Source organism: Streptomyces sp. NPDC030799 (assembly GCF_055572255.1).
In genome coordinates this window covers 190338-210156 of sequence record NZ_JBVIDS010000015.1, presented here as the reverse complement: position 1 = coordinate 210156, position 19819 = coordinate 190338, and the positions used below count along the sequence as shown (strand labels likewise).

General features: G+C 69.2%; 23 protein-coding genes. 12 read left to right on the top strand and 11 right to left on the bottom strand.

All coding sequences use genetic code 11. The features are described from left to right. Positions 1-561: 561 nt before the first annotated feature. Complete coding sequence (locus tag ACZ41I_RS33170) at positions 562-1473, bottom strand: serine/threonine-protein kinase (protein WP_468515795.1); 912 nt, start codon at positions 1471-1473, stop codon at positions 562-564. 108 nt (positions 1474-1581) lie between these two features. Between ACZ41I_RS33170 and ACZ41I_RS33165 the strand changes: the two genes are divergently transcribed. The 3 genes from ACZ41I_RS33165 (at position 1582) to ACZ41I_RS33155 (ending at position 3767) form a co-directional block, all read left to right on the top strand. Beyond that, the gene (locus tag ACZ41I_RS33165) at positions 1582-2127 is read left to right on the top strand and encodes an RNA polymerase sigma factor (RefSeq protein ID WP_451354961.1); all 546 of its coding nucleotides are present in this window, start codon (positions 1582-1584) and stop codon (positions 2125-2127) included. Between the two features lie 61 nt (positions 2128-2188). Next, positions 2189-2935 carry a hypothetical protein gene (locus ACZ41I_RS33160; protein ID WP_468515794.1) on the top strand — a complete coding sequence of 249 codons (747 nt, stop codon included), beginning with the start codon at positions 2189-2191 and terminating at the stop codon, positions 2933-2935. Positions 2936-3071: 136 nt separating this feature from the next. Further along, positions 3072-3767, top strand: coding sequence for a hypothetical protein (locus ACZ41I_RS33155; protein WP_468515793.1), 696 nt, complete (start codon positions 3072-3074; stop codon positions 3765-3767). Between the two features lie 45 nt (positions 3768-3812). Here ACZ41I_RS33155 and ACZ41I_RS33150 read toward each other — a convergent pair whose 3' ends face one another. The 7 genes from ACZ41I_RS33150 to ACZ41I_RS33120 all read right to left on the bottom strand — a co-directional run bounded on the left by ACZ41I_RS33150 (position 3813) and on the right by ACZ41I_RS33120 (position 11527). Beyond that, complete coding sequence (locus ACZ41I_RS33150; RefSeq protein ID WP_468515792.1) at positions 3813-5180, bottom strand: cryptochrome/photolyase family protein; 1368 nt, start codon at positions 5178-5180, stop codon at positions 3813-3815. Positions 5181-5196: 16 nt separating this feature from the next. After that, positions 5197-6708 (bottom strand): SDR family oxidoreductase, encoded by a 1512-nt coding sequence (locus ACZ41I_RS33145; protein ID WP_468515791.1) that lies wholly within the window; start codon positions 6706-6708, stop codon positions 5197-5199. A 162-nt stretch (positions 6709-6870) separates the two neighbouring features. Beyond that, a complete protein-coding gene (locus ACZ41I_RS33140; protein WP_399766340.1) occupies positions 6871-7449 on the bottom strand; it encodes a hypothetical protein in 579 nt (192 codons plus the stop codon). After that, positions 7446-9512, bottom strand: coding sequence for a hypothetical protein (locus tag ACZ41I_RS33135; RefSeq protein WP_468515790.1), 2067 nt, complete (start codon positions 9510-9512; stop codon positions 7446-7448). Before ACZ41I_RS33135 ends, ACZ41I_RS33140 begins: the two co-directional genes overlap by 4 nt. Beyond that, positions 9512-9961: a hypothetical protein gene (locus tag ACZ41I_RS33130; protein WP_363215142.1), complete on the bottom strand. Its 450-nt coding sequence runs from the start codon at positions 9959-9961 to the stop codon at positions 9512-9514. The genes ACZ41I_RS33135 and ACZ41I_RS33130 overlap by 1 nt, the downstream gene beginning before the upstream one ends. 470 nt (positions 9962-10431) lie before the next feature. Beyond that, entirely contained in the window at positions 10432-11238 is an 807-nt protein-coding gene (locus ACZ41I_RS33125; RefSeq protein WP_399766347.1) for a calcium-binding protein, read from the bottom strand. A gap of 67 nt (positions 11239-11305) precedes the next feature. Beyond that, positions 11306-11527, bottom strand: a complete 222-nt coding sequence (locus ACZ41I_RS33120; RefSeq protein ID WP_468515789.1) for a hypothetical protein — start codon at positions 11525-11527, stop codon at positions 11306-11308. 274 nt (positions 11528-11801) lie between these two features. Between ACZ41I_RS33120 and ACZ41I_RS33115 the strand changes: the two genes are divergently transcribed. Further along, positions 11802-12230: a VOC family protein gene (locus ACZ41I_RS33115; protein ID WP_363215146.1), complete on the top strand. Its 429-nt coding sequence runs from the start codon at positions 11802-11804 to the stop codon at positions 12228-12230. A gap of 14 nt (positions 12231-12244) precedes the next feature. Here ACZ41I_RS33115 and ACZ41I_RS33110 read toward each other — a convergent pair whose 3' ends face one another. Then, positions 12245-12484, bottom strand: coding sequence for a hypothetical protein (locus ACZ41I_RS33110; protein WP_363215147.1), 240 nt, complete (start codon positions 12482-12484; stop codon positions 12245-12247). A gap of 199 nt (positions 12485-12683) precedes the next feature. Between ACZ41I_RS33110 and ACZ41I_RS33105 the strand changes: the two genes are divergently transcribed. The 3 genes from ACZ41I_RS33105 to ACZ41I_RS33095 all read left to right on the top strand — a co-directional run bounded on the left by ACZ41I_RS33105 (position 12684) and on the right by ACZ41I_RS33095 (position 14145). Further along, positions 12684-13526 carry a helix-turn-helix domain-containing protein gene (locus tag ACZ41I_RS33105; protein ID WP_399766357.1) on the top strand — a complete coding sequence of 281 codons (843 nt, stop codon included), beginning with the start codon at positions 12684-12686 and terminating at the stop codon, positions 13524-13526. A gap of 148 nt (positions 13527-13674) precedes the next feature. Continuing rightward, a complete protein-coding gene (locus ACZ41I_RS33100; RefSeq protein ID WP_363215149.1) occupies positions 13675-13896 on the top strand; it encodes a hypothetical protein in 222 nt (73 codons plus the stop codon). Between the two features lie 48 nt (positions 13897-13944). Continuing rightward, positions 13945-14145, top strand: coding sequence for a hypothetical protein (locus ACZ41I_RS33095; protein WP_468515788.1), 201 nt, complete (start codon positions 13945-13947; stop codon positions 14143-14145). A 42-nt stretch (positions 14146-14187) separates the two neighbouring features. Here the strand turns inward: ACZ41I_RS33095 and ACZ41I_RS33090 are convergent, their stop codons facing one another. Continuing rightward, positions 14188-14760, bottom strand: coding sequence for a dihydrofolate reductase family protein (locus ACZ41I_RS33090; RefSeq protein ID WP_399766364.1), 573 nt, complete (start codon positions 14758-14760; stop codon positions 14188-14190). Positions 14761-14898: 138 nt separating this feature from the next. On the opposite strand from ACZ41I_RS33090, the gene ACZ41I_RS33085 reads away from it, so the two are divergent. The 5 genes from ACZ41I_RS33085 to ACZ41I_RS33065 all read left to right on the top strand — a co-directional run bounded on the left by ACZ41I_RS33085 (position 14899) and on the right by ACZ41I_RS33065 (position 18650). Then, entirely contained in the window at positions 14899-15552 is a 654-nt protein-coding gene (locus ACZ41I_RS33085) for a TetR/AcrR family transcriptional regulator (protein ID WP_468515787.1), read from the top strand. A gap of 158 nt (positions 15553-15710) precedes the next feature. Continuing rightward, positions 15711-16049 carry a helix-turn-helix domain-containing protein gene (locus ACZ41I_RS33080; RefSeq protein ID WP_363215151.1) on the top strand — a complete coding sequence of 113 codons (339 nt, stop codon included), beginning with the start codon at positions 15711-15713 and terminating at the stop codon, positions 16047-16049. A gap of 230 nt (positions 16050-16279) precedes the next feature. Next, positions 16280-16483, top strand: a complete 204-nt coding sequence (locus ACZ41I_RS33075; RefSeq protein WP_007383480.1) for a cold-shock protein — start codon at positions 16280-16282, stop codon at positions 16481-16483. A 226-nt stretch (positions 16484-16709) separates the two neighbouring features. After that, positions 16710-18254, top strand: coding sequence for a DEAD/DEAH box helicase (locus ACZ41I_RS33070; protein ID WP_468320922.1), 1545 nt, complete (start codon positions 16710-16712; stop codon positions 18252-18254). A 99-nt stretch (positions 18255-18353) separates the two neighbouring features. Next, the gene (locus ACZ41I_RS33065) at positions 18354-18650 is read left to right on the top strand and encodes an SCO5918 family protein (protein ID WP_468515786.1); all 297 of its coding nucleotides are present in this window, start codon (positions 18354-18356) and stop codon (positions 18648-18650) included. 822 nt (positions 18651-19472) lie between these two features. Here ACZ41I_RS33065 and ACZ41I_RS33060 read toward each other — a convergent pair. Continuing rightward, positions 19473-19694, bottom strand: a complete 222-nt coding sequence (locus ACZ41I_RS33060; protein ID WP_363215155.1) for a hypothetical protein — start codon at positions 19692-19694, stop codon at positions 19473-19475. Between the last annotated feature and the right edge of the window lie 125 nt (positions 19695-19819).

The following is a 19819-nucleotide window of genomic DNA, read 5'->3' as shown; positions in this document are numbered from 1 at the left end:
GAGGTGCGGGCCTTCGGGCTGACCGGTGATTCGCGCCGAGAGGGGTCTCACCGAACGGTAAGCGTGTTCTGGCGCTGAACCGGCTGGTGGCCGACCGAAGGGCACAACGCATTGCCTGGCTCACGGGACCGGACTCGGCGCCTCCTTTCCAGGGTGCCAGGATGCAACGACACTCAGGTTATCGAGAATTGAATGATTGTCAGCTTGTTTATACAAGTGTTCCCATGGTCATTCGTGATCGCGTTTACGTGACGCATTTGGACAGCAAGGAGATATCCGCTCACCTGAAGGCGGGTTCATCCCTGGCGTTCGAGCGCGCCACCGTCTACGCCTTCAAGAATGGCAACACGCAGGTCGCCGTGCCCATCAGCGGCCAAGTCGTCGGCGCAAGCCTGAACGCCGTCTACGACTCGTCCGGCAGTGCGCCGCGGACAGCGATGTCTCCGCAGCGGGCCAAAGGCGCCGAGGCGGACCATGAGCCGCGGCGAGCGTCGTGCCGGAACCTGCTGCGGCGCTCGCGAACGGGCGGCACCTTCCGTATCGGACGCGGGACTCGCAAGTTCAGCGGGACAACCAGGTCAGCACCGCTGTCATCAGGTACACGACGACCGCCGCAAGCCAGACCATCAGGCGCGTCGGCCCCGAAGACCTGACCGACGCCCACTCCTCCTCCTGCTCCCGTGACAGCAGCGCATCCGCGAACGCCTGCGCGGTCTGCGGTCGTTCGTCAGGTTCAACGGACAGCGCAGCGCGAAGCAGTGTTTCGATGCCGTCCGGAACCCCCAGCTCGCCGGGAAGGGTCGGCAACGACGTCGTCGACGCCTGCCGCGTCACCATGGCTGTGCGACCGCCCGACCCGAACGGCTTGCGTCCGGTCAGCAACTCGAACGCGACGACACCGAGGGCGTACACATCGGCCCGACCGTCGAACCCGCCCGTCTGGAAGGCCTGTTCGGGCGCCATGTACGCGGGGGTGCCGGTGGTGACTGTCAGCCCCGACGCGTCGGCCAGTTGTTTCGCGCTGCCGAGGTCCGCGACGAGTACGGCGGCAGGCGTGCGGCCGGCGTCGAGCAGGAGGTTCGACGGCTTGATGTCGCGGTGGATGACGCCCGCGTCATGGAGCACCTGAACTGCGTACCCGGCCTCGGCCGCGAGCCGGAGCGCCTCCGCGGGCCGGCAGTGCCCTGTCTTCTCGGCCAGCGTGCCGCCCCGGACGTAGTCCATGACGAAGTACGGCCGGTCGTCCTGGACGCCGACGTCGTGAACGCGCACGACACGTGGGCTGGAGATTCTGCGGAGCAGCCTCGCCTCCGCCAGGAAGCGCTGTCGTACATCGGCGTTCGACGCCCAGTTGTCGGCCAGCACCTTGACCGCGACATCGGTGTCGAGCTCGGGGTCGTATGCCTTCCATACGGTGGCGAACGAACCGGCTCCCAGCCTGTCCTCAAGGAGATAACGACCTAGCTTCTGCATGTGGCAACATTTTTCCCGGGGCGACGTGGCGGATGTGACCGGCTGTAGTGGGGAACTTCCGTGCGACCCAGTGGGGTCCAGGTCGGACGATAGCGGGGGGACAGCAGGGTGCTCGAGGAGGATGAGCTGACGCACCTCGTGGCGTCTGCCCAGGCAGGTGACCGGGCGTCCCTGGACCGCCTCCTCGTCCGGCTTCGGCCCACCGTGATGCGCCGCTGCTCCCGGTTCCTTCCGCACCACGCCGACGCCGAAGAGGCCGCGCAGGACGCCCTGTTGTCCATCAGCACACATCTGCACGAGTACACCGGACGAGGCTCGTTCCTCGGCTGGGTGACGGTGATCGCCTCGAACGCCGCCAGGTCCACGTATCGCTCGATGCGCCGACGGGCGGAGGACAGTCATGCCGTCGTTCCCGACGGTGTCGACCCACGGACGACGAGCGTCATCGCGGGGACCCGCCTGGACCTGATGGAGTCGCTGGCCGCACTGGAGGAGCGGCACCCGGCCCTGGTGGAGTCCTTCGTGCTCCGCGATCTCGGAGACCTGACCTATCTTCAGGTCGCCGAGATCACCGACGCTCCTTTGGGCACGGTCAAGGACCGCATCCATCAGGCCCGTCGCTTCATGCGGGACCGCCTCGGCGGTGGCCTCTGAGACGCCCCGGCTTCCCGCTCCCTCCTGGCATCAGCTCGACCGCGGGCCGGGAGGTGCTGCCGTGCGTGCTCGGACGATCGTCCTCGTCCTGGCGGTAGCCGTCGGGCTCGGCCTGTTGACCGGCCGGTTCGTCCTGCCCGCGCCCTCTGCTCCGGCCGCCCCGACGGTGACGTCAGGCGCTGCGGCGTCCTCGCCGGGCAACGGCTCTCCGACGCCGAGGCCCGCGAGCGGACCCATGACGAACCGGCACTTGCTGACAGCGGCCGAGTTCAGGAAGGTTGGTCTCTCCAAGCGCATCTACGTGCGGGATCGCGTCGGAGACGGCAACTACGCCAACGCGACCTGCACCGGCGAGAAGACCCTCGGCGAGACGCTGGGAGCGTACGGCGCGCACTTCCGCGGGCTGGTGACGAGCAAGGACACAGGCCACGGCGACCCCACCGAGGCGGCGAACGTCGACGATCAGGTCGCACGCGAAGTCGCCGACGACGCCGGAAGCCGCGCACTGGCTCAGAACTACGCGGAACGCCTGCTGTTGGAGGAAGTGCCGTGCCAGAGCGAGCCCGCCACTCACTGGATCTACGGGCCGACGCACACGATCGACGTCGCTGCGGACATCACCGCCAGCTGGATGGGTGTGTACGGCGGCGACCTGAACACCACAGGGACCGCACCACGAGGCAAGGAGCCGTGTGGAGGCGTCGCCATACTCCGCAACGGCTCGCACTACGGGGTCCTGGAGATTGATGCCTGCCTGGACACGGCTGCGATGACGCGGATCGTCCGTGCGGCCGTGACACGGCTCTGAGACCTCCCCCCGCCCCACCAGGACGTGACATGGCTCACATCGATCGTGGCAGATCGCCATCCAACATCTCCCGTACCCCCGGCATCTCCCAGATGTACGACGACGCCAACCGCGTCGTGACCAGACAGGAGATGAGATGTTCGACAACCAGGCAGCCCGCGGGAAGTTCGCGTGTCGCGGTCGTGTCGCGGGAATAGCCGCCTCCGTCGGTGCCGCCCTGATAGCGGTCGGCATCGGCGCGCTTCCCGCCGCCGGCGCGGACGCGAGTTCTGCGAGCCGGTCGGCGACCGCCCTTGCCGCCGCTCCTGCCGAACCCGGCCTCGGCTCCGCCGGCCTGATGCAGAGTGACGACTTCTTCCAGCAGGGCCTGGCCCCGGTCCGCGCGACGGTGGACCTGAGCGGGAAGCAAGCTCTCTCGGCATGCTCCGGCGAGGAGACGATGCGAGAGCTGACCAAGGGGAAGGCCGCCGCCCATGCCGACGTGACCTGGACCTTCGACACCAAAGGCACCTCGCTGACCGAATCCGTCGCGGACGGTACCACCGACACATCGGCGGCCTCGTACGAGAAGCAGCTGAACAAGCTGGTGCGCGGCTGCCAGGACGAGCCGCGTGGTCACTGGTACTACGGCAAGGGGCACACGATCACCACCAAGGCCGGCGAGGGCAGTTGGTACCCGGCATTCAGCGGCGACGGCAAGGTTGCCGGCGGCGTCGCGGTGATCCGCAGCGGCCACAGGTTCGGCATCGTGGAACTCACCGGTCAGCCCAGCGACGACCCCGGCTACATGGAGGGCATCACCGCCGGTGCCATCAACCGGCTCGCCGACTGATCTGCGAAACCCCAGGTCAACGGCCTGGGGTTGGTTTTTGTCCGGTCAGTCGGCTCTCCGCCGCTCCCTGAAACGGGCGGCGGCCGCGGCGAGATCCACGATCGGGGCGGGGTAGTCCAGGCCCGCCCGGGTGGCTGCGTCGAGGTGAGCGACGCGGTGGACCGCGGTCGCGTCGAGGTGGCGGAGTTCGGGGAGCCAGCGGCGCACGTACTCCCCGCGGGGGTCGTACCGGCGTGCCTGGACGAGTGGGTTGAGGAGCCGGTTCGGGCGGGTGTCCGTGCCGGTCCCGGCGACCCATTGCCAGTTGAGCTGGTTGTTGGCCACATCGCCGTCGACAAGGAGGTCCAGGAAGTGGCGGGCCCCCGCCCGCCAGTCCACGTACAGCGTCTTGGTGAGAAAGCTTGCCGCGAGCAGGCGGGCCCGGCCCGGCATCCAGCCCTCGTGGCGGAGCTGTCGCAGGGCGGCGTCGACGACGGGGTAGCCCGTGCGGCCGTCCTGCCAGGCTTCGAACTCCTTCGTGGCGCGGCGCCAGCGGTCGTGCCGGGGCCGGTAGTCGTGGTCGGCGGCGTCGGGGCGGGCCGCCAGGACCTGGTGGTGGAAGTCCCGCCAGGCGAGCTGGCGGACGAAGGCGTGCGCACCGGGACCGTCCTGGGCGCGGACCCGGTGCAGCAGTTCGGTGGGTGAGAGGCAGCCGAAGTGCAGGTAGGGGGAGAGCCGGGAGGTCGCGTCGGCGGCCAGGTCGTCGTGCCGGTCGTCGTATGCGGACAGCGGGCCCGCCAGCCATGACCGCAGCCTGCGGCGGGCCTCGGATTCCCCGCCGGCGGGCAGGCTCGGCGAAGTGGGGCCCGACGCGAGGGACTCCGCGCGAGGAAGGCCGGCCGAGCCCACGTCCGGTAGCCGTACGACGTCCGGTGCGGGCAGGACGCCGCGCCCGGAGAAGCTCTCCCATCGGCGGAAGTAGGGGGTGAAGACGGCGAAGTGGCCCTTGCCCGCCGGTGTCAGCGCTCCCGGCGGTACGACCGTCAACGAGGCGTCGTGGACTCGCAGTTCGCGTCGGTCGCCGGCCAGCTCCGTGCGCAGCCGGTCCTCGCGCCGTGCCGCGTAGCGGCTCACCCCGCCCGCGATGTGCACCACGGCTGCCCCGGTCTCCGCCGCCACCCGGCAGGTCTCCTCGACCACGTCGCCGACGCGCACCACCAGCCGGCCGCCCCGGGCCCGCAGGGCTCTGTCGAGATCAGCCAGGCTCTCGGCGAGGAACGCCGCGCGGTTGGGTCCGGCGAAGCCGGTGCGGCGGATGCCGGTGTCGACGACGAAGAGCGGGACCACACGTTCGGCGTCCTTCAGGGCGGCCTGGAGGACCGGGTTGTCGTGCACCCGCAGGTCGGCGGTGAACAGGGCGACCGAGACGCGCACGGTTCCTTGAGCTCCCTCAGTGAGTACGGGCCGGTTCAGGGGCGGCCGATTCGGCCGCGGCGGCGATGTTGCGGGCCATGCCGCCGAAGACCGCGGCGTGGAAGGGGGCCACGGCCCACCAGTAGGCGTGCCCGGCCAGGCCGTGCGGGTGGAACAGGGCCCGCTGCCGGTACACCGTGCGCCCCTGTGGATCCCGGTCGACGGTCATCTCCAGCCAGGCCAGGCCCGGCAGCCGCATCTCCGCCCGCAACCGGAGCAGCCGGCCCGGCTCGATCTCCTCCACCCGCCAGAAGTCCAGGCTGTCGCCGACCCGCAGCCGGGTGGCGTCCCGGCGGCCCCGGCGCAGTCCGACACCGCCCACCAGGGTGTCCAGCCAGCCCCGCAAGGACCAGGCCAGTGGCGAGGAGTACCAGCCGTTCTCGCCGCCGATCGCCTCCACCACCCGCCACAGCGCCTGCGGCGACGCCGCGACCGTACGCTCGCGATGATCCGTGTAGAGGCTCCCGCCCGCCCAGTCGGGGTCGGTGGGCAGCGGATCGCTGGGGGCGCGGGGAGTCGAGGCGGAGGACCACCTGGTGGCCACGTCCGCGTCCTGCACGCGCCTCAGAGCCAGCCGGATCGCCCGGTCGAGACCGACCGGTCCCTCCGGCGGGTCCGGCACGTAACGGACGATGTCCCGCTCGGCGCAGACCACCTCGTGCCTCAGCGACTCGACCAGCGGGCGGGCGAGAGCGCCCGGCACCGGGGTGACCAGACCGACCCAGAGGCTGGACAGCCGGGGGGTGAGGAGGGGAACGGGGAGGATGAGGCGTTTCGGCAGCGCGGCGACGACGGCGTACCGCCGCATCATCTCCTCGTACGTGACGATGTCCGGTCCGCCGATGTCGAAGGCGCGGTTCACGTCGTACGGCAGCCTCGCGCATCCCACGAGGAAGCGGAGCACGTCGCGGACGGCAATGGGCTGGATGCGGGTGCGCACCCAGCTCGGGGTCACCATCACGGGCAGCCGCTCGGTCAGATGTCGCAGCATCTCGAACGAGGCCGAACCCGACCCGATGATCACGGCCGCCCGCAGTACGGCGGTCGGCACGCCCGAGGCCAGGAGGATGCGGCCCACTTCGGCGCGGGACCGCAGATGAGGTGACAGCGCGTGCTCGGGTACCCCGGAGGGGCTCAGACCGCCGAGGTAGACGATCCGGCGGATTCCGGCGGCACGCGCCTGCTCACCGAAGACCCGGGCCGCGCGCCGGTCGGTCTCCTCGAAGCCCCGACCGGTACCCAGGGCGTGCACCAGGTAGTACGCGACGTCCATGCCCTCCATGGCCGCGCGCACGGCCCTCTCGTCCGTTGCGTCCCCGCGCACGGCCTCCGCCCGCCCGGCCCACGGATGGTCCCGCAGCTTGCCGGGGGCGCGGGCCAGGCAGCGCACGGAATGCCCGGCGGCGAGCAGCTCCGGCACCAGCCTGCCGCCGATGTAACCGGTGGCGCCGGTGACCAGACAGCGCAGCGGCCGGTCGTCGTCGGTCATGCCGGTCGACCTCCCAGGAGGACATGAGAGCCATGACGTTTCCTGCGCCCCGGTGCGTTCTGATGCGCCCTGTCGCTCTTCCCTGAACCCATGCTTGGGGCCGCGGACGAACACCGCAACCTCGCCGTCCCGGGCCGGAGGGTGGTCACACGGCTCGGTCTCTCAGGCCTTGCGGCAGTCCAGGTCCGCCATCGCCTTCGGGAGATACGCGCGCAGGAGCTGTGTCAGGTCCTTCCTGCGCTGCGAGGTGTCCTCGGGATGCTCCTTCCCGAGTTGGATCAGCGTGGCGATGCGCTTCTTGTCGCCTCCTGTGGTGCAGTCGGCGACCGCCATGGCCCCCCGGTCGGCGACGCGGGCCGCATCGCCGATGTCGGCCGGTGCGGGGTGGCCGAGCCGCTGCAGACCGCGGTCCTGCACCTTCAGGGGGTCGGTGTCGGGCGAGACCAAGTCGCTGGAGATGTAGAGGACGAGGTTGTCGTCCACGGAGACACGGCACCGGCGGCTCGTCGCACCGGCGTCGGAGGAGCGCTGGGTGAGCTTCTTGCCGTCGGGCAGCAATGGCGAGACCAGCTGGGAGTCCACGGCCACCCCGCACAGATCACCGGGGACGGCATAGTCCCGGCCACCTTTCGAGCAAGCGGTCGACGAGAGCAGGACGGCGCAGGCGAGGGCGCCGGTGGCGAGCAGGCGTCCGCTCGACCGGCGCAGTCGCGGCCGTGCCTTCCGGGTCTGCTTGGTCACTGATCTCCTGCCAGTCCCTGAGCGCGCGAGTTTCCGTCGAACGCGGCTCCGTTGATCTCCGACGTGAGGGTGTAGCGGTTGTTGCCGTGGTGGTCGGGGTTGGCGTCCGCCCACAGGTCGGCCAGCTTCTGCAACTGGTTCTCGCGGGCGGTGAAGACCTCTCCGTTCTGCCGGGCGACCTCCTCGTTGATGCGGTTCTGCTCGTCCAGCTGCCACTGGTAGGCGAGCGCGTCCACGCCACGCTGGGCGGCGTCGCCCACGACGGGAATGAAGTTCACGGCACCGCCGAAGCCGTGGTACAGCCACTTGGCGTCCCAGGAAGGGTCGTGCTTGTCCGTCTTCAGCGCCTGGTAGCGGGCCTCCTCCAAAAAGCCGACGGTGTGTCCGGCTCGCAGGAGGGTCTCCTTGGGATCGCTGGGATGGTCGTTGTAGATGTCGCGCACCATCTCACGGTTGAGGCCGTCGTTGAGGATGCCATAGGCGTGCTGGTCGCGGGAGACCTGCTTGGCCACTTCCAGCAGCTGGTGGCGGTCCAGCTGCCGCGGGTCGCTCGGGTCGTCGGCGAGGGAGCTCGCGGTGTTGTGTACCTCGTCGCCCCAGTTGACCAGTGTGGTGGCCATGTCGTCGCGGAACTCGAACGGCATGTCGTCGCCGGCTTCGGAGAGGTACTTGAGGGATCTGTCGAGGACGTGCCGGTTGTCCGCCGTGTGCTCGACGGGGACGGCGTGCGGATCGTTGGGGTTCACGCCGGTCGCCGCGGCAAGCAGGGCCTTGCCGGTCGCCTCACGGGACTGGTTGCCGTCGTGGTCGTCGAGCGGCGTGTCGTCGAAGACCGGCCGCTGCTTGAGTACCCATTCGGCGTTGTCCTGGGGCTGGGTGGTGTTGAAGAAGTCGGTCGCGGCCTTGGGGCTGTTGGACAACCCCGTCATGAGGCCCGTCATCGGGTCGCGGCCGAAGTCGTCCCCGATGAAGTTCATCTTCGGCATCGGCGGCGCACCGGCGTTCCAGTAGTGGTCCGGCAGGCGCATCTTCTTCTCGGTCGCCACCAGGGCGTTGCCGTACTTGTTCAGGAACTGGTCGTCGTAGTCCCCGACGCGCATGAGGTTGCTCATCAGCTGGAAGCCGTAGACCTGCGTCCCGCGCGTCTGGATCCGGTCGTCGCCGAGCTGGACCATCTGGTCCTCCCACTGGCGCATCGCGGGGGAATCGGAGCGGGTGGCGCCGGCGAGGACGAGACCGAGGTTCTTCTGCAGCTCGCCCAGCTGGTCGTGCCGGGCCCGCTGCAGGTCGCCGCCGTCGGACGGGTCGGACAGGTCGGCCCAGAAGTCGAGCGTGCCTCGCGGGCCCAGCGTCGTGGCGAACTTCTCCTGGAAGAGAGGGTCGTTGCGGTACTTCGCGAGGGATCGGTTGAGCTCGTCGAATTCCTCGGGCGACATCGAGTCGCCCTTGTTCTTGAGGAGGTTGGCCAGCCTCTCGGCTTCCTCCACGGGTTCGGCGGCGGAATCCCGGTCCTGGTAGGTGGCGCCGGAGAAGCCGTACTCGGTCTGGTCGACGAGGACCCGCAGCGCCTGGTCGGCCGAGTTGTCGCTCTCGGTGGCCGCTTTCAGGATCCGCTGGACCTCGTCCCGGAGGTGGTCCACGTCCTGCTGGCTGTGCTCGGGCACCGATGTGCCCTTGGCGGCCCGGTCGGGGTGGATGTTCATCGTGACGGTGAACGACCCGTTGCCGGTGTCCATCACCGTCAGGTTCTTCTTCAGGCCGTCGGAGATCGCCTGGTTCAGCTGGTTGCGGTAGCCGACGAGTTCGTCATGGGTGTCCTTGAGAATGTTGTGGATGCTGCTCGCCTCGGCATGGGCGTCGGCGAACTCGTCGGCCGTCTTGGTGATGAACTCACGGGTCACCGTGGCGTTCACCCCTTTCCAATCGGCCTTTTCCGCCGCCCCCTTCAAGCCGTCGCGCGCGTCCTTCTCCAGCGTCTCCAGGTGGCTGACGACCTTTGCCCAGTCCGCGACGGCGGTCCCCAGCGTCTCGAAGCGGCCGAACCGCAGCGTGTCCAGATCCATCAGTGACCGGCCTCCTCGCTGAAGCCCTGGTCCAGCGTCGCGATGCTGCTCAGCTGACCCGCGATGTAGTGCTCGTCCCCCCGGTGGACCCGCTTGGTGAACTCGAGGTGGTTGGAGATGTGCGCGCACGCGTCGAGAAGCGTGGTCAGCTGGTGTTCCCAACGCTCCTGCACGTGATCCAGACCGCCGCCCAGGCTGAAGCCCTGCCCCTTCAGGTCGGAGGCGGCGGACTGGCTGCTGGACCAGGCGTCCCGCCCGTGGTTGCCGAGCGCGTCCCAGAGGTCGAATGCCTTGTCGCCGATGGCGGCCAGGTCCTGCTGGTTCACCTTCAGGTCGCCGCCCGGCTGCGCGCCCCCGCCGCCGTCGGCCGGCAGCTGGTTCAACCGCATACTGGTCGACCGCCGCTGCGCTGCCTCGTGCTTCAGCTGTTCCCATTCCTCCCAGGCCATGTCCCCCAACCTCTCCCGGTTGTCCGTTCGGCACGATGTGAATGTGCTGCCCGACGCAGATGCAGATGTGTTGCTCTCTCCTACTCGACGCACCGAACCGATCACACGAGTCCCAGGCGGACAACACTTGACCAGCCCTCCACAGAAGGCACACGAGTACGTCACATTCCGATGCTCCGCCGGCCGACGTGATCACCAGGCCGAGCGGGGAGTGCCGGTCGCAGCCGGGCGCGGCCCGTACGTACGCAGAGTCGCTGACGAAACAGGGACGGCTGGACCAGGCCCTGCCCTGGTGGGAGAAGGCCGTCGAGGAGGGGGACCAGGGGAACCGCCTCGCGGGGATCCCGGCCCGCCGCCGGGGCGATCTGGCGGTCTGCTCCGGCAGGTCAACCACCAGCACTGAACGGGGAGTGCCCCGGCGTCGAACGGCCGGGGCACTCCGTCGTGAGCGGGAGGCGTGTCCGTTCGGGTTATTGCACGTCGACGAAGTCGCCGGTCGCCTTGACGGCCGGGGTGGTGGAGGTGCCTGTGAAGTTCCAGCGCCAGTAGCCGTCTTCTGCGGCGGGGACCGTGGTCGTCAGGTCGCCGGTGCTGGAGGTGTACACGGTCTTCACGGTGGTGTAGGTCGTCGTACCGGCCTTGCGGAACTGGAGCTTGACCGGCTGGTTGGAGTAACCGAAGTAGTCGAGATTGTTCCAGTCGGCCCGGGTGAGCCTGCCGGTCACGGTGAGGGTCCTGCCCTGGGCGACCGGCTCCGGACCTGCGTCCACGGTGAGTTTCGACTGCCGCTGCAGACGGGTCGTGGTGTAGCTCGCCGTCTGGGTCCAGCTGTCGTCGTTGGCCACCCCCATCACACTGACCTTCCAGGTGCCGGCGTGGGCGTTGGTGAGTGCGGTGCCGCCGTACCTCCAGTCCGGTTCGAGGGAGAACGTCTGCTCACAGGTGGAGGTGGTGGCGCTCACGGCGACGCAGTCCGCATGGTAGTGGTACTGGTTCGACACGATGCGGTCGTCGTAGGTCTCGTAGGGGTTCGCACCGTCCGGTCCGCGCCACAGGACGAAGTCCGCGTCCTGGATGCCCGACGGGTGGGTGAAGGTCCCCGACACCGTGACCGTCTTGGCGTAGAGACCGACCACGATGTTCTTGCCACCGTCGAAGGTGACGTTGCTCATCTGGACATCGGTGGTCTGGGGCTCGTCCGCCTGGGCACCGGGGACGGCGAAGCCGGCCAGCGCGGTGACGGCACTGAGGACGGCAAAGGCAGCGCGCTTGCGCATGCATCTCCTTCTCGAAGGGATGAGTGGGAACCCGCCGGGCGGGGCACGGCGGGGCAGCCGAAGCCGGTCAGGGGCCGGCGACGGACTTGATCGTGTACGGGTAGGTCTCCTGCTGCCAGATCACCGTGAACCGGGAACTCGGGCGGGCGTCGACCTGGGGCACCCGGCCGTCCGACGTGAGCGTCCTCGCGGTGCCGAACACCCCGGAGCGGCTGATCAGACGGGCGCTGGTCCTGGTGTAGCTGTACGGAGGCGTCGACTTGGGAAGGACCGTGTGGCCGACGTCCATGCCGCCTCGGCGTTGACGGCCATGGTCGCGGTGATCGCGAGTCCGGCCGCCGCAGCGACAGAAGCGCCGGTGAGGACACGCCTTTTCAGCGCGCGCCGATGACGTGCCGGATGTGGTGTCATCCTGGATCCCCCCGTTCACATGGCCATGCCTCATGCACAGCTGTCACACAGACTGCTCGTCGTAACCAGCGCATGTGCATGATCAAACGTCACAGCATCCGGCAGGTCCCGACCGGGAGATGAGCAACAAAGGCCCCTGTTACGGTGCGCCTGTGTCATCGATCAAGCAGTTCCAAGTCACCTTCGACTGCGCCGAACCCGAGCGCGTCGCTCGCTTCTGGTGCGAGGTGTTGGGGTACGTCGTGGCGCCGCCGCCGAAGGGATTCGCCACGTGGGACGACTTCGACCGCTCCCGGCCTCCTGAGGAGCAGGGTTCATGGTTCGCCTGCAGTGATCCCTCAGGTGTCGGCCCGCGACTGTTCTTCCAGCGCGTTCCCGAAGGCAAGGTCGTCAAGAACCGGGTGCATCTCTGCGTGAGGGTCGGCACCGGGCTCGTGGGGGAAGAGCGCCTCGCCACGCTCGAAGCCGAGTGCGCACGACTGGTCGCGCTCGGCGCGGTACGCGTGCGGCTGCTGTACGACGGCCACGACTCCTGCATCGTGATGCAGGACATCGAGGGCAACGAGTTCTGTCTCGACTGAGCATTCGATCCTGCTCACTGGGCCTCGCCCTCCGCCACGCCGGGCCGCTCATCCGGGTCGCCCGGGCGGGAGGGCTCGGGCGGTGTGAGCACGTAGCCGGCGATGAGGCCTCCCACGCCCAGAAGGCCGTGCAGGTAGACCTCCGTGGACTGCGCGGTGCCGTTGACCGCCATGATCAGAACGATCCCGGTCACGAGCACGGCAAGAAATGTCACGTAGTGGCGGCGGAGCGACATCCTGAGGTCGATCGGCATGCTTGCTCACCTTCCTCGTCCTGACCTCGGCTTGGGATATCAGCCATTCGACCAGGCACGACTCCACGCGGTCCAGGGATTCCGGCGGAGTCCGTTCTTCTCGGAAGCATCGGAGAATTTCAGCCTTCTTCGATGGGATTCGATGAAGTTCGGCGGATGCTCGGAAACAGTGGGACGATCGTGAATCGTCGGACCGGGCATGGCAGTTGGGGGAACCATGGACGCCCACCCGCGCGGCGCGCCGCCGCCCGTGCGGCGGTTCGCAGCGGAGCTGCGTCGGCTGCGCATCACTGCGGGCAACCTCCAGATAAAGACGATCGCCGCTCGGGCGCAGTGCAGTCCGGCGACGGTCTCCGAGGCCCTCAACGGGCGTCGCCTGCCCGGCGAGATGGTCACCCGCCGCCTGGTCGCCGTGCTGGGCGGGGACTGGAGCCAGTGGCAGGCCCTGTGGCGTGAGGCCAGGACGGAACTGGACACGCTCAAGCGGGAGGGACCCGAGGGGCCGGTGGAGGCGACGCGGGCCGAGATGGTGCGCTATCCGGACCCGACCTCCTTCTACCGCGCCGCCGCCGACCGGATCCGCACGGCCCGCCGCGAGATCCGGCTCACCTACGTCCGGCTCCACCCGCCCGGTCACTGGGGAGCGGCGGAAGTGGCCGAGTACTTCAGTACGGTGCTGCAGTGGGCCAGGGGCCACTCCGGGGAGGGTGCCAGTGTCCGGCGCATCATCGGTGTTCCCGAGCGAGACGGTGCGCCGAGGACGGCCTACCTGCAGTGGCTGCGCGAACATCACGCGGAGACCACGGACATATACGCCTACGAGGCGCGCGTCATGCCCTGGACTGCCTCCTGTGCCTGGCACAACACCGGCCTCGTGGACGACTCCGTCACCTTTCTGTCCTTCTCCGGTGCCGGCCGTCAACAACTGACGGGGTTCAGCGTGGAGGGGCCGGCCTTCCTGGCGTACTTCGCGGACAGCTTCGACCAGGCGTGGGGCGCGCTGGAGCCGCTGGACGCGTATGTGGCGCGCCACTGCCGTTAACGCGGGCCTGCGCATCTCATCCCTGTGGCCGGTTTTCATCTCAGCAGTTCTCGAAAAGCCCAGGTCAGCGGCGTGAAGCGGTTACCCTCGTCTGGATCTGTGCCGACGGCCACAGCGAACGGGGGTACACATGGGCTCATACTGAGTCATGACAAAGCCTGCTGCGCCGAAGCGTCATCTGCCCACCAGCCCCTTCAAGGCCCCGGTCACACCCGCTCCCAAGCACTTCGCCATGGGCGACCAGGTCACACATGACGTGTACGGCCTCGGCCGGGTGATCGGCATCGAGGACGGAATCGCCGCCCTCGTGGATTTCGGCTCGGCGCGAATGCGGATCTTGAGCCCGTACGCCAAGATGACCAAGCTGTAGAACCGCTGTGCCCGGTCACGGCACACCAGGCCCCTTCAGGAGCCTGTCATGAAAGAGAGTCCTCTCATCGATCTGACGTCGCTGTTCTCCGCCCTGGAAGCGCAACCCCGCTGCTCCAAGGCAGCATCGCCGCCTCCGACGACCAATCCCTTCCAGGCCCCCGACTTCGGGGATGACGAGACCTGGCCGCCCGAGGACGCACAGGAGCCCGCGTCGGGCATACGCGCGACGCGGCCCAGGGCCGCTTGACCTGCCAGGCGGCCCACGAGCGTGCCGCGTGGCCCGACCGGGTCAGCGGATGACGTCGAAGACGTTCTTCTGCAGGCCGTTGGCGTAGACCTCGTGCTCGACCAGCTTCAGCTTCTGCGTGTCCTTGTCCGTGGCACTGAACAGACGCTTGCCGGCGCCGAGCAGGAGCGGGAAGACGAGCAGGTGGTACCGGTCGATCAGACCCGCGTCCGAGAGGCTCTGGTTCAGGGCCGCGCTGCCGTGGACGATGATCGGGCCGCCCTCGGTCTCCTTCAGCGCGGCGACCTCGTCGAGCGAGCGCAGGATCGTGGTCTCACCCCAGTTCGCCACCAGGTCGTTCTCGGTGAGAGTGGTGGAGACGACGTACTTGGGCATCACCTTGTAACCGGCGAAGTCCTCCATGCCGGGCCACACCGGGCTGAACGCCTGGTAGCTGACACGGCCCAGCAGCATGGCCGTGGCTTCCTTCTGTTCCCGTCCCTTGATGTCGAAGGCCTCGGGGAGGAACGGGACGTCCTTGAAGGTCCATCCGGAGTTCCGGTAGCCGGGCTCGCCGCCGGGGGCCTCCACGACGCCGTCGAGCGAGACGAAAGCAGTGCTGATCAGGGTACGCATCTGGGATTCCTCGGTATCTCGCGCCTGGTCACAAGGCTTGTGTACGATGTCCACATTCGGAGGTCGCGACAGTGCGCACCCCGGACCGAACGTGCAGGAGCCTAGACGGCTTAAGTGGATGCTGTCCACATTGAGGGGATGGTGGCCATGACGGCGGCCGGAAGCGGCAAACCGAAGCGGGACACCTACCGCCACGGCGACTTGCGCAACGCGCTCGTCAAGGCCGGCCTCGAACTCGCCCGTGAGGGTGGTCCGGAAGCCGTCGTGCTGCGTGCGGCCACCCGGCAGGCCGGGGTCGTCCCCAATGCCGCCTACCGGCACTTCGCCGACCGAGGCGCGCTCCTGCACGCGGTGTCCCAGGCGGCCATGGCCGAAGTCGCCCGCACCATGGAGGCCGAGCAGGCCGCCCTGCCGCCGGCCGAGGACGCGGTGGCCGCCGCCCGTGACCGCTTCCGCGCCGTCGGCACCGGCTACCTGCGCTTCGCCCGCGAAGAGCCCGGCCTGTTCCGCGCCGCCTTCCATGTGCCGGGCGACATGACCCACGCGACCGACGACACCGCGGCGGGGCCCGGCGGGAAGACACCGTTCGAAATCCTCGGCGCTGCCCTCGATGGCCTGGTGGAGGCCGGTCTGCTGCCCGAGGACCGCCGCTCCGGCGCCGAGTTCCTCGCCTGGTCCGCCGTCCACGGCCTCGCCATGCTGCTCATCGACGGCCCCCTTCGCGGCCTCGACCCCACCCAGGCCCGCGCCGCGGGCCGGCACGTCATCGACATGATCGAACGGGGTGTCTAGCCGGCGGGTACGGCGGGGGAAAGTCTGTCACGGCGAAGACACATGTCCGTGCCTGCCGGAGTTAAGGTTGACGCACGACGCAGATGGTGATGCTTCCTTCCGGGCACGGGTGCCGCGCACGCCCGGCTCCCTCGCCGCGTCCCCGAAACGAAGGTGCCATGCCCGCTGAGAACGCCCCTGTCGCCGGCAACCTCGACGACGACGACTACCCCGCCTACACCATGGGGCGTGCCGCCGACGTTCTCGGCACCACACCCGCCTTCCTCCGGGCCGTCGGCGAAGCCGAGCTGATCACTCCGCTGCGTTCGGAAGGCGGCCACCGCCGGTACTCGCGCCGCCAGTTGCGCATCGCCGCCCGTGCCCGTGAGCTCGTCGACCAGGGCACCCCCATCGAGGCCGCCTGCCGCATCGTCTCGCTTGAGGACCAGCTCGACGACGCCCTCCGCCTGAACCGGGACATGCGCCGGAAGCTGGACGGGCAAGGCACGGATACCTAGTCCCGCGGATACAGAAATCCAGGCCGCAGCGAAATCGAATGCACGGTCACTGCGGAAAACACTTGGAAGGTTCCGGTCGACCTGTGTTAGCGTGATAGGCAGTTGCAGTTTTGGTTGCCAGAGACTTGTTTCTTTGCAGAGCTTTCCGGTTCTTCCGGAGGGGTGATCATCGCGGCGACTCGGCTCCGCAAAGTGCGGGGTCCGGCACTGCCCCCCAAGGGAGATTCAATATGGCATCTGGCACCGTGAAGTGGTTCAACGCGGAAAAGGGCTTCGGCTTCATCGAGCAGGACGGTGGCGGCGCTGACGTGTTCGCCCACTACTCGAACATCGCCACCTCCGGCTTCCGCGAGCTTCAGGAAGGCCAGAAGGTTACCTTCGACGTCACGCAGGGCCAGAAGGGCCCGCAGGCCGAGAACATCGTTCCTGCCTGACACTGACGCGAATCGTCGCGAGCCAGTGGTTCGCGCATCGTGAGGCTGGGGCCCGCGCTCTTGGGGTGCGGGCCCCAGCTCATTGCTTTCCCGGTCGACGCTGCCCGGACCGCCGCTTTCCCAAATCGGTCCGGCTTTTCACATTTATTCGGCTCATTCTTGTGAATCCTGCTCCGGCGCACTGCTGACGGAATTCCTCGATACGCCGCATCGAGGAGGTTCCTGTATGAACCGCACCCATGGAACTGGCGGCAGTTCCACTCGCCGCAGCCGCTCCCGTACGCAGGAGAAGGGCCGGCAGAGCAATCGTCCGGTCACCGGGCGAAGGAGCGGCCAGGGAGCACGCTCCGCCACGCACCGACAGGAGTTCGCTCTGCCGGTCACGCTCACCGAGCCGCTGCCGGCCGTCTCGACGTTCGCCGAGCTGGCCATGCCCGCGCGTCTGCTCGCCACGCTCGGCGCCGAGGGCGTGACCGCGCCGTTCCCGATCCAGGCGGCCACGCTGCCGAACGCGCTGGCCGGCCGGGACGTCCTGGGCCGGGGCCGTACCGGCTCGGGCAAGACGCTCGCCTTCGGTCTGCCGGTGCTCGCCCGTCTGGACGGGCAGCGGGCCCAGCCCCGGCAGCCGCTCGCCCTCGTCCTCGTCCCCACCCGGGAACTGGCCCAGCAGGTCACCGACGCGCTCACCCCCTACGCCCGCGCCCTGCGACTGCGGCTCGCCACCGTGGTGGGCGGCATGTCGATCGGCCGGCAGGCGAGCGCGCTGCGCGGCGGTGCCGAGGTCGTCGTCGCGACGCCCGGCCGCCTCAAGGACCTCATCGAACGGCGCGACTGCCGGCTGGACCAGGTCGCCGTCACCGTTCTGGACGAAGCCGACCAGATGGCCGACATGGGCTTCATGCCGCAGGTGACCGCGCTGCTCGACCTCGTGCCCGCGAGCGGTCAGCGGTTGTTGTTCTCGGCCACCCTGGACCGCAACATCGACCTGCTGGTGCGCCGTTACCTGCATGATCCCGTGGTGCACTCGGTCGACCCGTCCGCGGGGGCCGTCAGCACCATGGAGCACCATCTGCTGCACGTGGACGACGCCGGCAAACACACCGCCGCGACCGAGATCGCCGCCCGCGACGGTCGGGTGATCATGTTCCTCGACACCAAGCACGCGGTCGACCGGCTGACCAAGCACCTGCTGTCCGTCGGTGTGCATGCCTCGGCCCTGCACGGCGGCAAGTCCCAGTCACAGCGCAACCGGACCCTTGCCCAGTTCAAGGACGGCCATGTCACGGCCCTGGTGGCCACCAACGTCGCCGCCCGCGGGATCCACGTCGAGGGGCTCGACCTCGTCGTGAACGTCGACCCTCCCGGCGACCACAAGGACTACCTGCACCGCGGCGGCCGTACCGCCCGCGCCGGCGAGTCCGGCACCGTCGTCACCCTCGTGCTGCCGCACCAGCGGCGCGCGATGGACCGTCTGATGGCCGACGCCGACATCACTCCGCGTACCGTGCGGATCCGCCCGGGGGAGGCCGAACTGCACCGCATCACCGGCGCCCGTACGCCCTCCGGCGTGCCGGTCACCCTCAGCGCGCCGGTCGCCGAACCAGCCGCACGAGCCGACCGAGCCGAACGAAGCAAGCGCACGGGAGCCACCTCCCGTGGTCGCAGGGGACGGACCGCCGCCCGTGGCGGGAGTGGCCGGGCCGCCGACCGTGGCGGCAGTGGACGGTCCGCCGGCCGGACCCGTCACGCCGCCCCGAAGAGCAACACCTAGGCCAGGCACCGGGACTCCTCCGGCCTCCTCGCCCCCCTGCTGACCGCCGTCGCCCTGTCGGTCCCTCCGGAGTTCCTCCCCAACCCTGTGGAGTCATCCATGCGCTGTGTCATCGCCCGTTTCCCCTTCGACCTGACCAAGAGTGAGGTCGAGCAGTCGATGAGTGGCATCACACCCGAGCCGGTCACGGGCCTGGCCGTGACGATCGGCCGTCACGTCTACCCCGTGATGCAGGTCGGCGAAGTGATCACCAAGCAGAGCCGTCGCGACTTCACATCGGGTGAGATGCGCCGGGCACTGACCCGGCTCGGCTTCACCTGCCACGACGCACCCCCGGCCCCGTCGGCCCCGTCGGCCCCGCACACACGAACCGATGAGGACCTGCTGGGCTGGTGACACCCGGCTCACCGCCTCGACCAGCGGCTCGGGGAGGCCCAGCAGGCGCAGTGCTTCGGGCAGGGTGGCGGCCACGGTGACCGCGTCCACCGCGGCCTGCGCGGCCTCCCGGTACCGTGTCCGGGCGTCGGCGTGGTCGCCGCCAGCTCGATGGCCAGCGGCAGGTTGTCGAGTGCGGTGCAGACACGCCGTACGGTCCCCGGGTCGGGTGCGAACGCCCGGTGCGCGGCGCGGGCAGCAGCAGCCGGCCGGGCAGCGCGGCGACCAGGCGGTCCAACGGGCCCTGCGCACCGGCTGCCAGGTGCAGCCCGCTCTCCCGCAGGCCCTGGGCGCCCAGGGCGCCCAGGAGGGCTTGCGACAGAACGGCGGTGTCCTGCAGTGCGGCCAGTTCCACGAAGCACACCTCGTCGCCGGCCGTCGCCGCCACCTCCGCGGACAGCCGCGTCTTGCGACGCCTCCCGGACCGGTCAGGGTCACCAGCCGGCCGGTGCCGAGGAGTTGCCCGACCTCGGCACCGGCAGCGAGGACCGGTTCGGCGGACCCGCGACCGGTGGCGAGCGGAGGATGCGCGTGGGCATGCTGGGCGCCCAGCGCGCCGCCCTCGGGCTGAAGTGATCCGGGCTCGGAGCCGAGTTGGCTGTGCGGTCCGTGTCCCCGTCCTCGCTCTCCAAGGGTCCCGGAGCCGTGCAAGGGCCCCGGACCGGTCGCGGTCCGGGGCCCTTGGCATCCACTTCTCACATGAGTACAGGCCACTGATGGCCGAACGGGCGGCGGGCCTGCGGCCCGGGCGCCGAGACCCCACTCGGTGAGCTGGGTGACCGGCTACCCGCAATCGGTGAACTGGGCGCCTGGATTGCCCTCGCCGTTCAGCAAGTTGCCTCCCAGGCCGTTGAGGATGCCCACCTCACCCAGGACGTCGATGCACCCGCCGCGATGCATGACCGCGCCTTGGGCAGTGGCGGCGGTCGTGGTGGTGCCGGTGGCTATGAAGCTCACGCTAGCGATGACCGCGGCCGCCGCAGCGGCCTTGGAGAGCTTGCGCATTCGTCCTCCTGGGGTCGAGTGGAGCGCGCCAACACAAAGATCCACTTAGCGCTCATTTCGGAGGCTAATGCGACATTCACCGCAGCGCTCATCGGCGGCGCCATCCGGGGGCCCCGGCGTCGGCC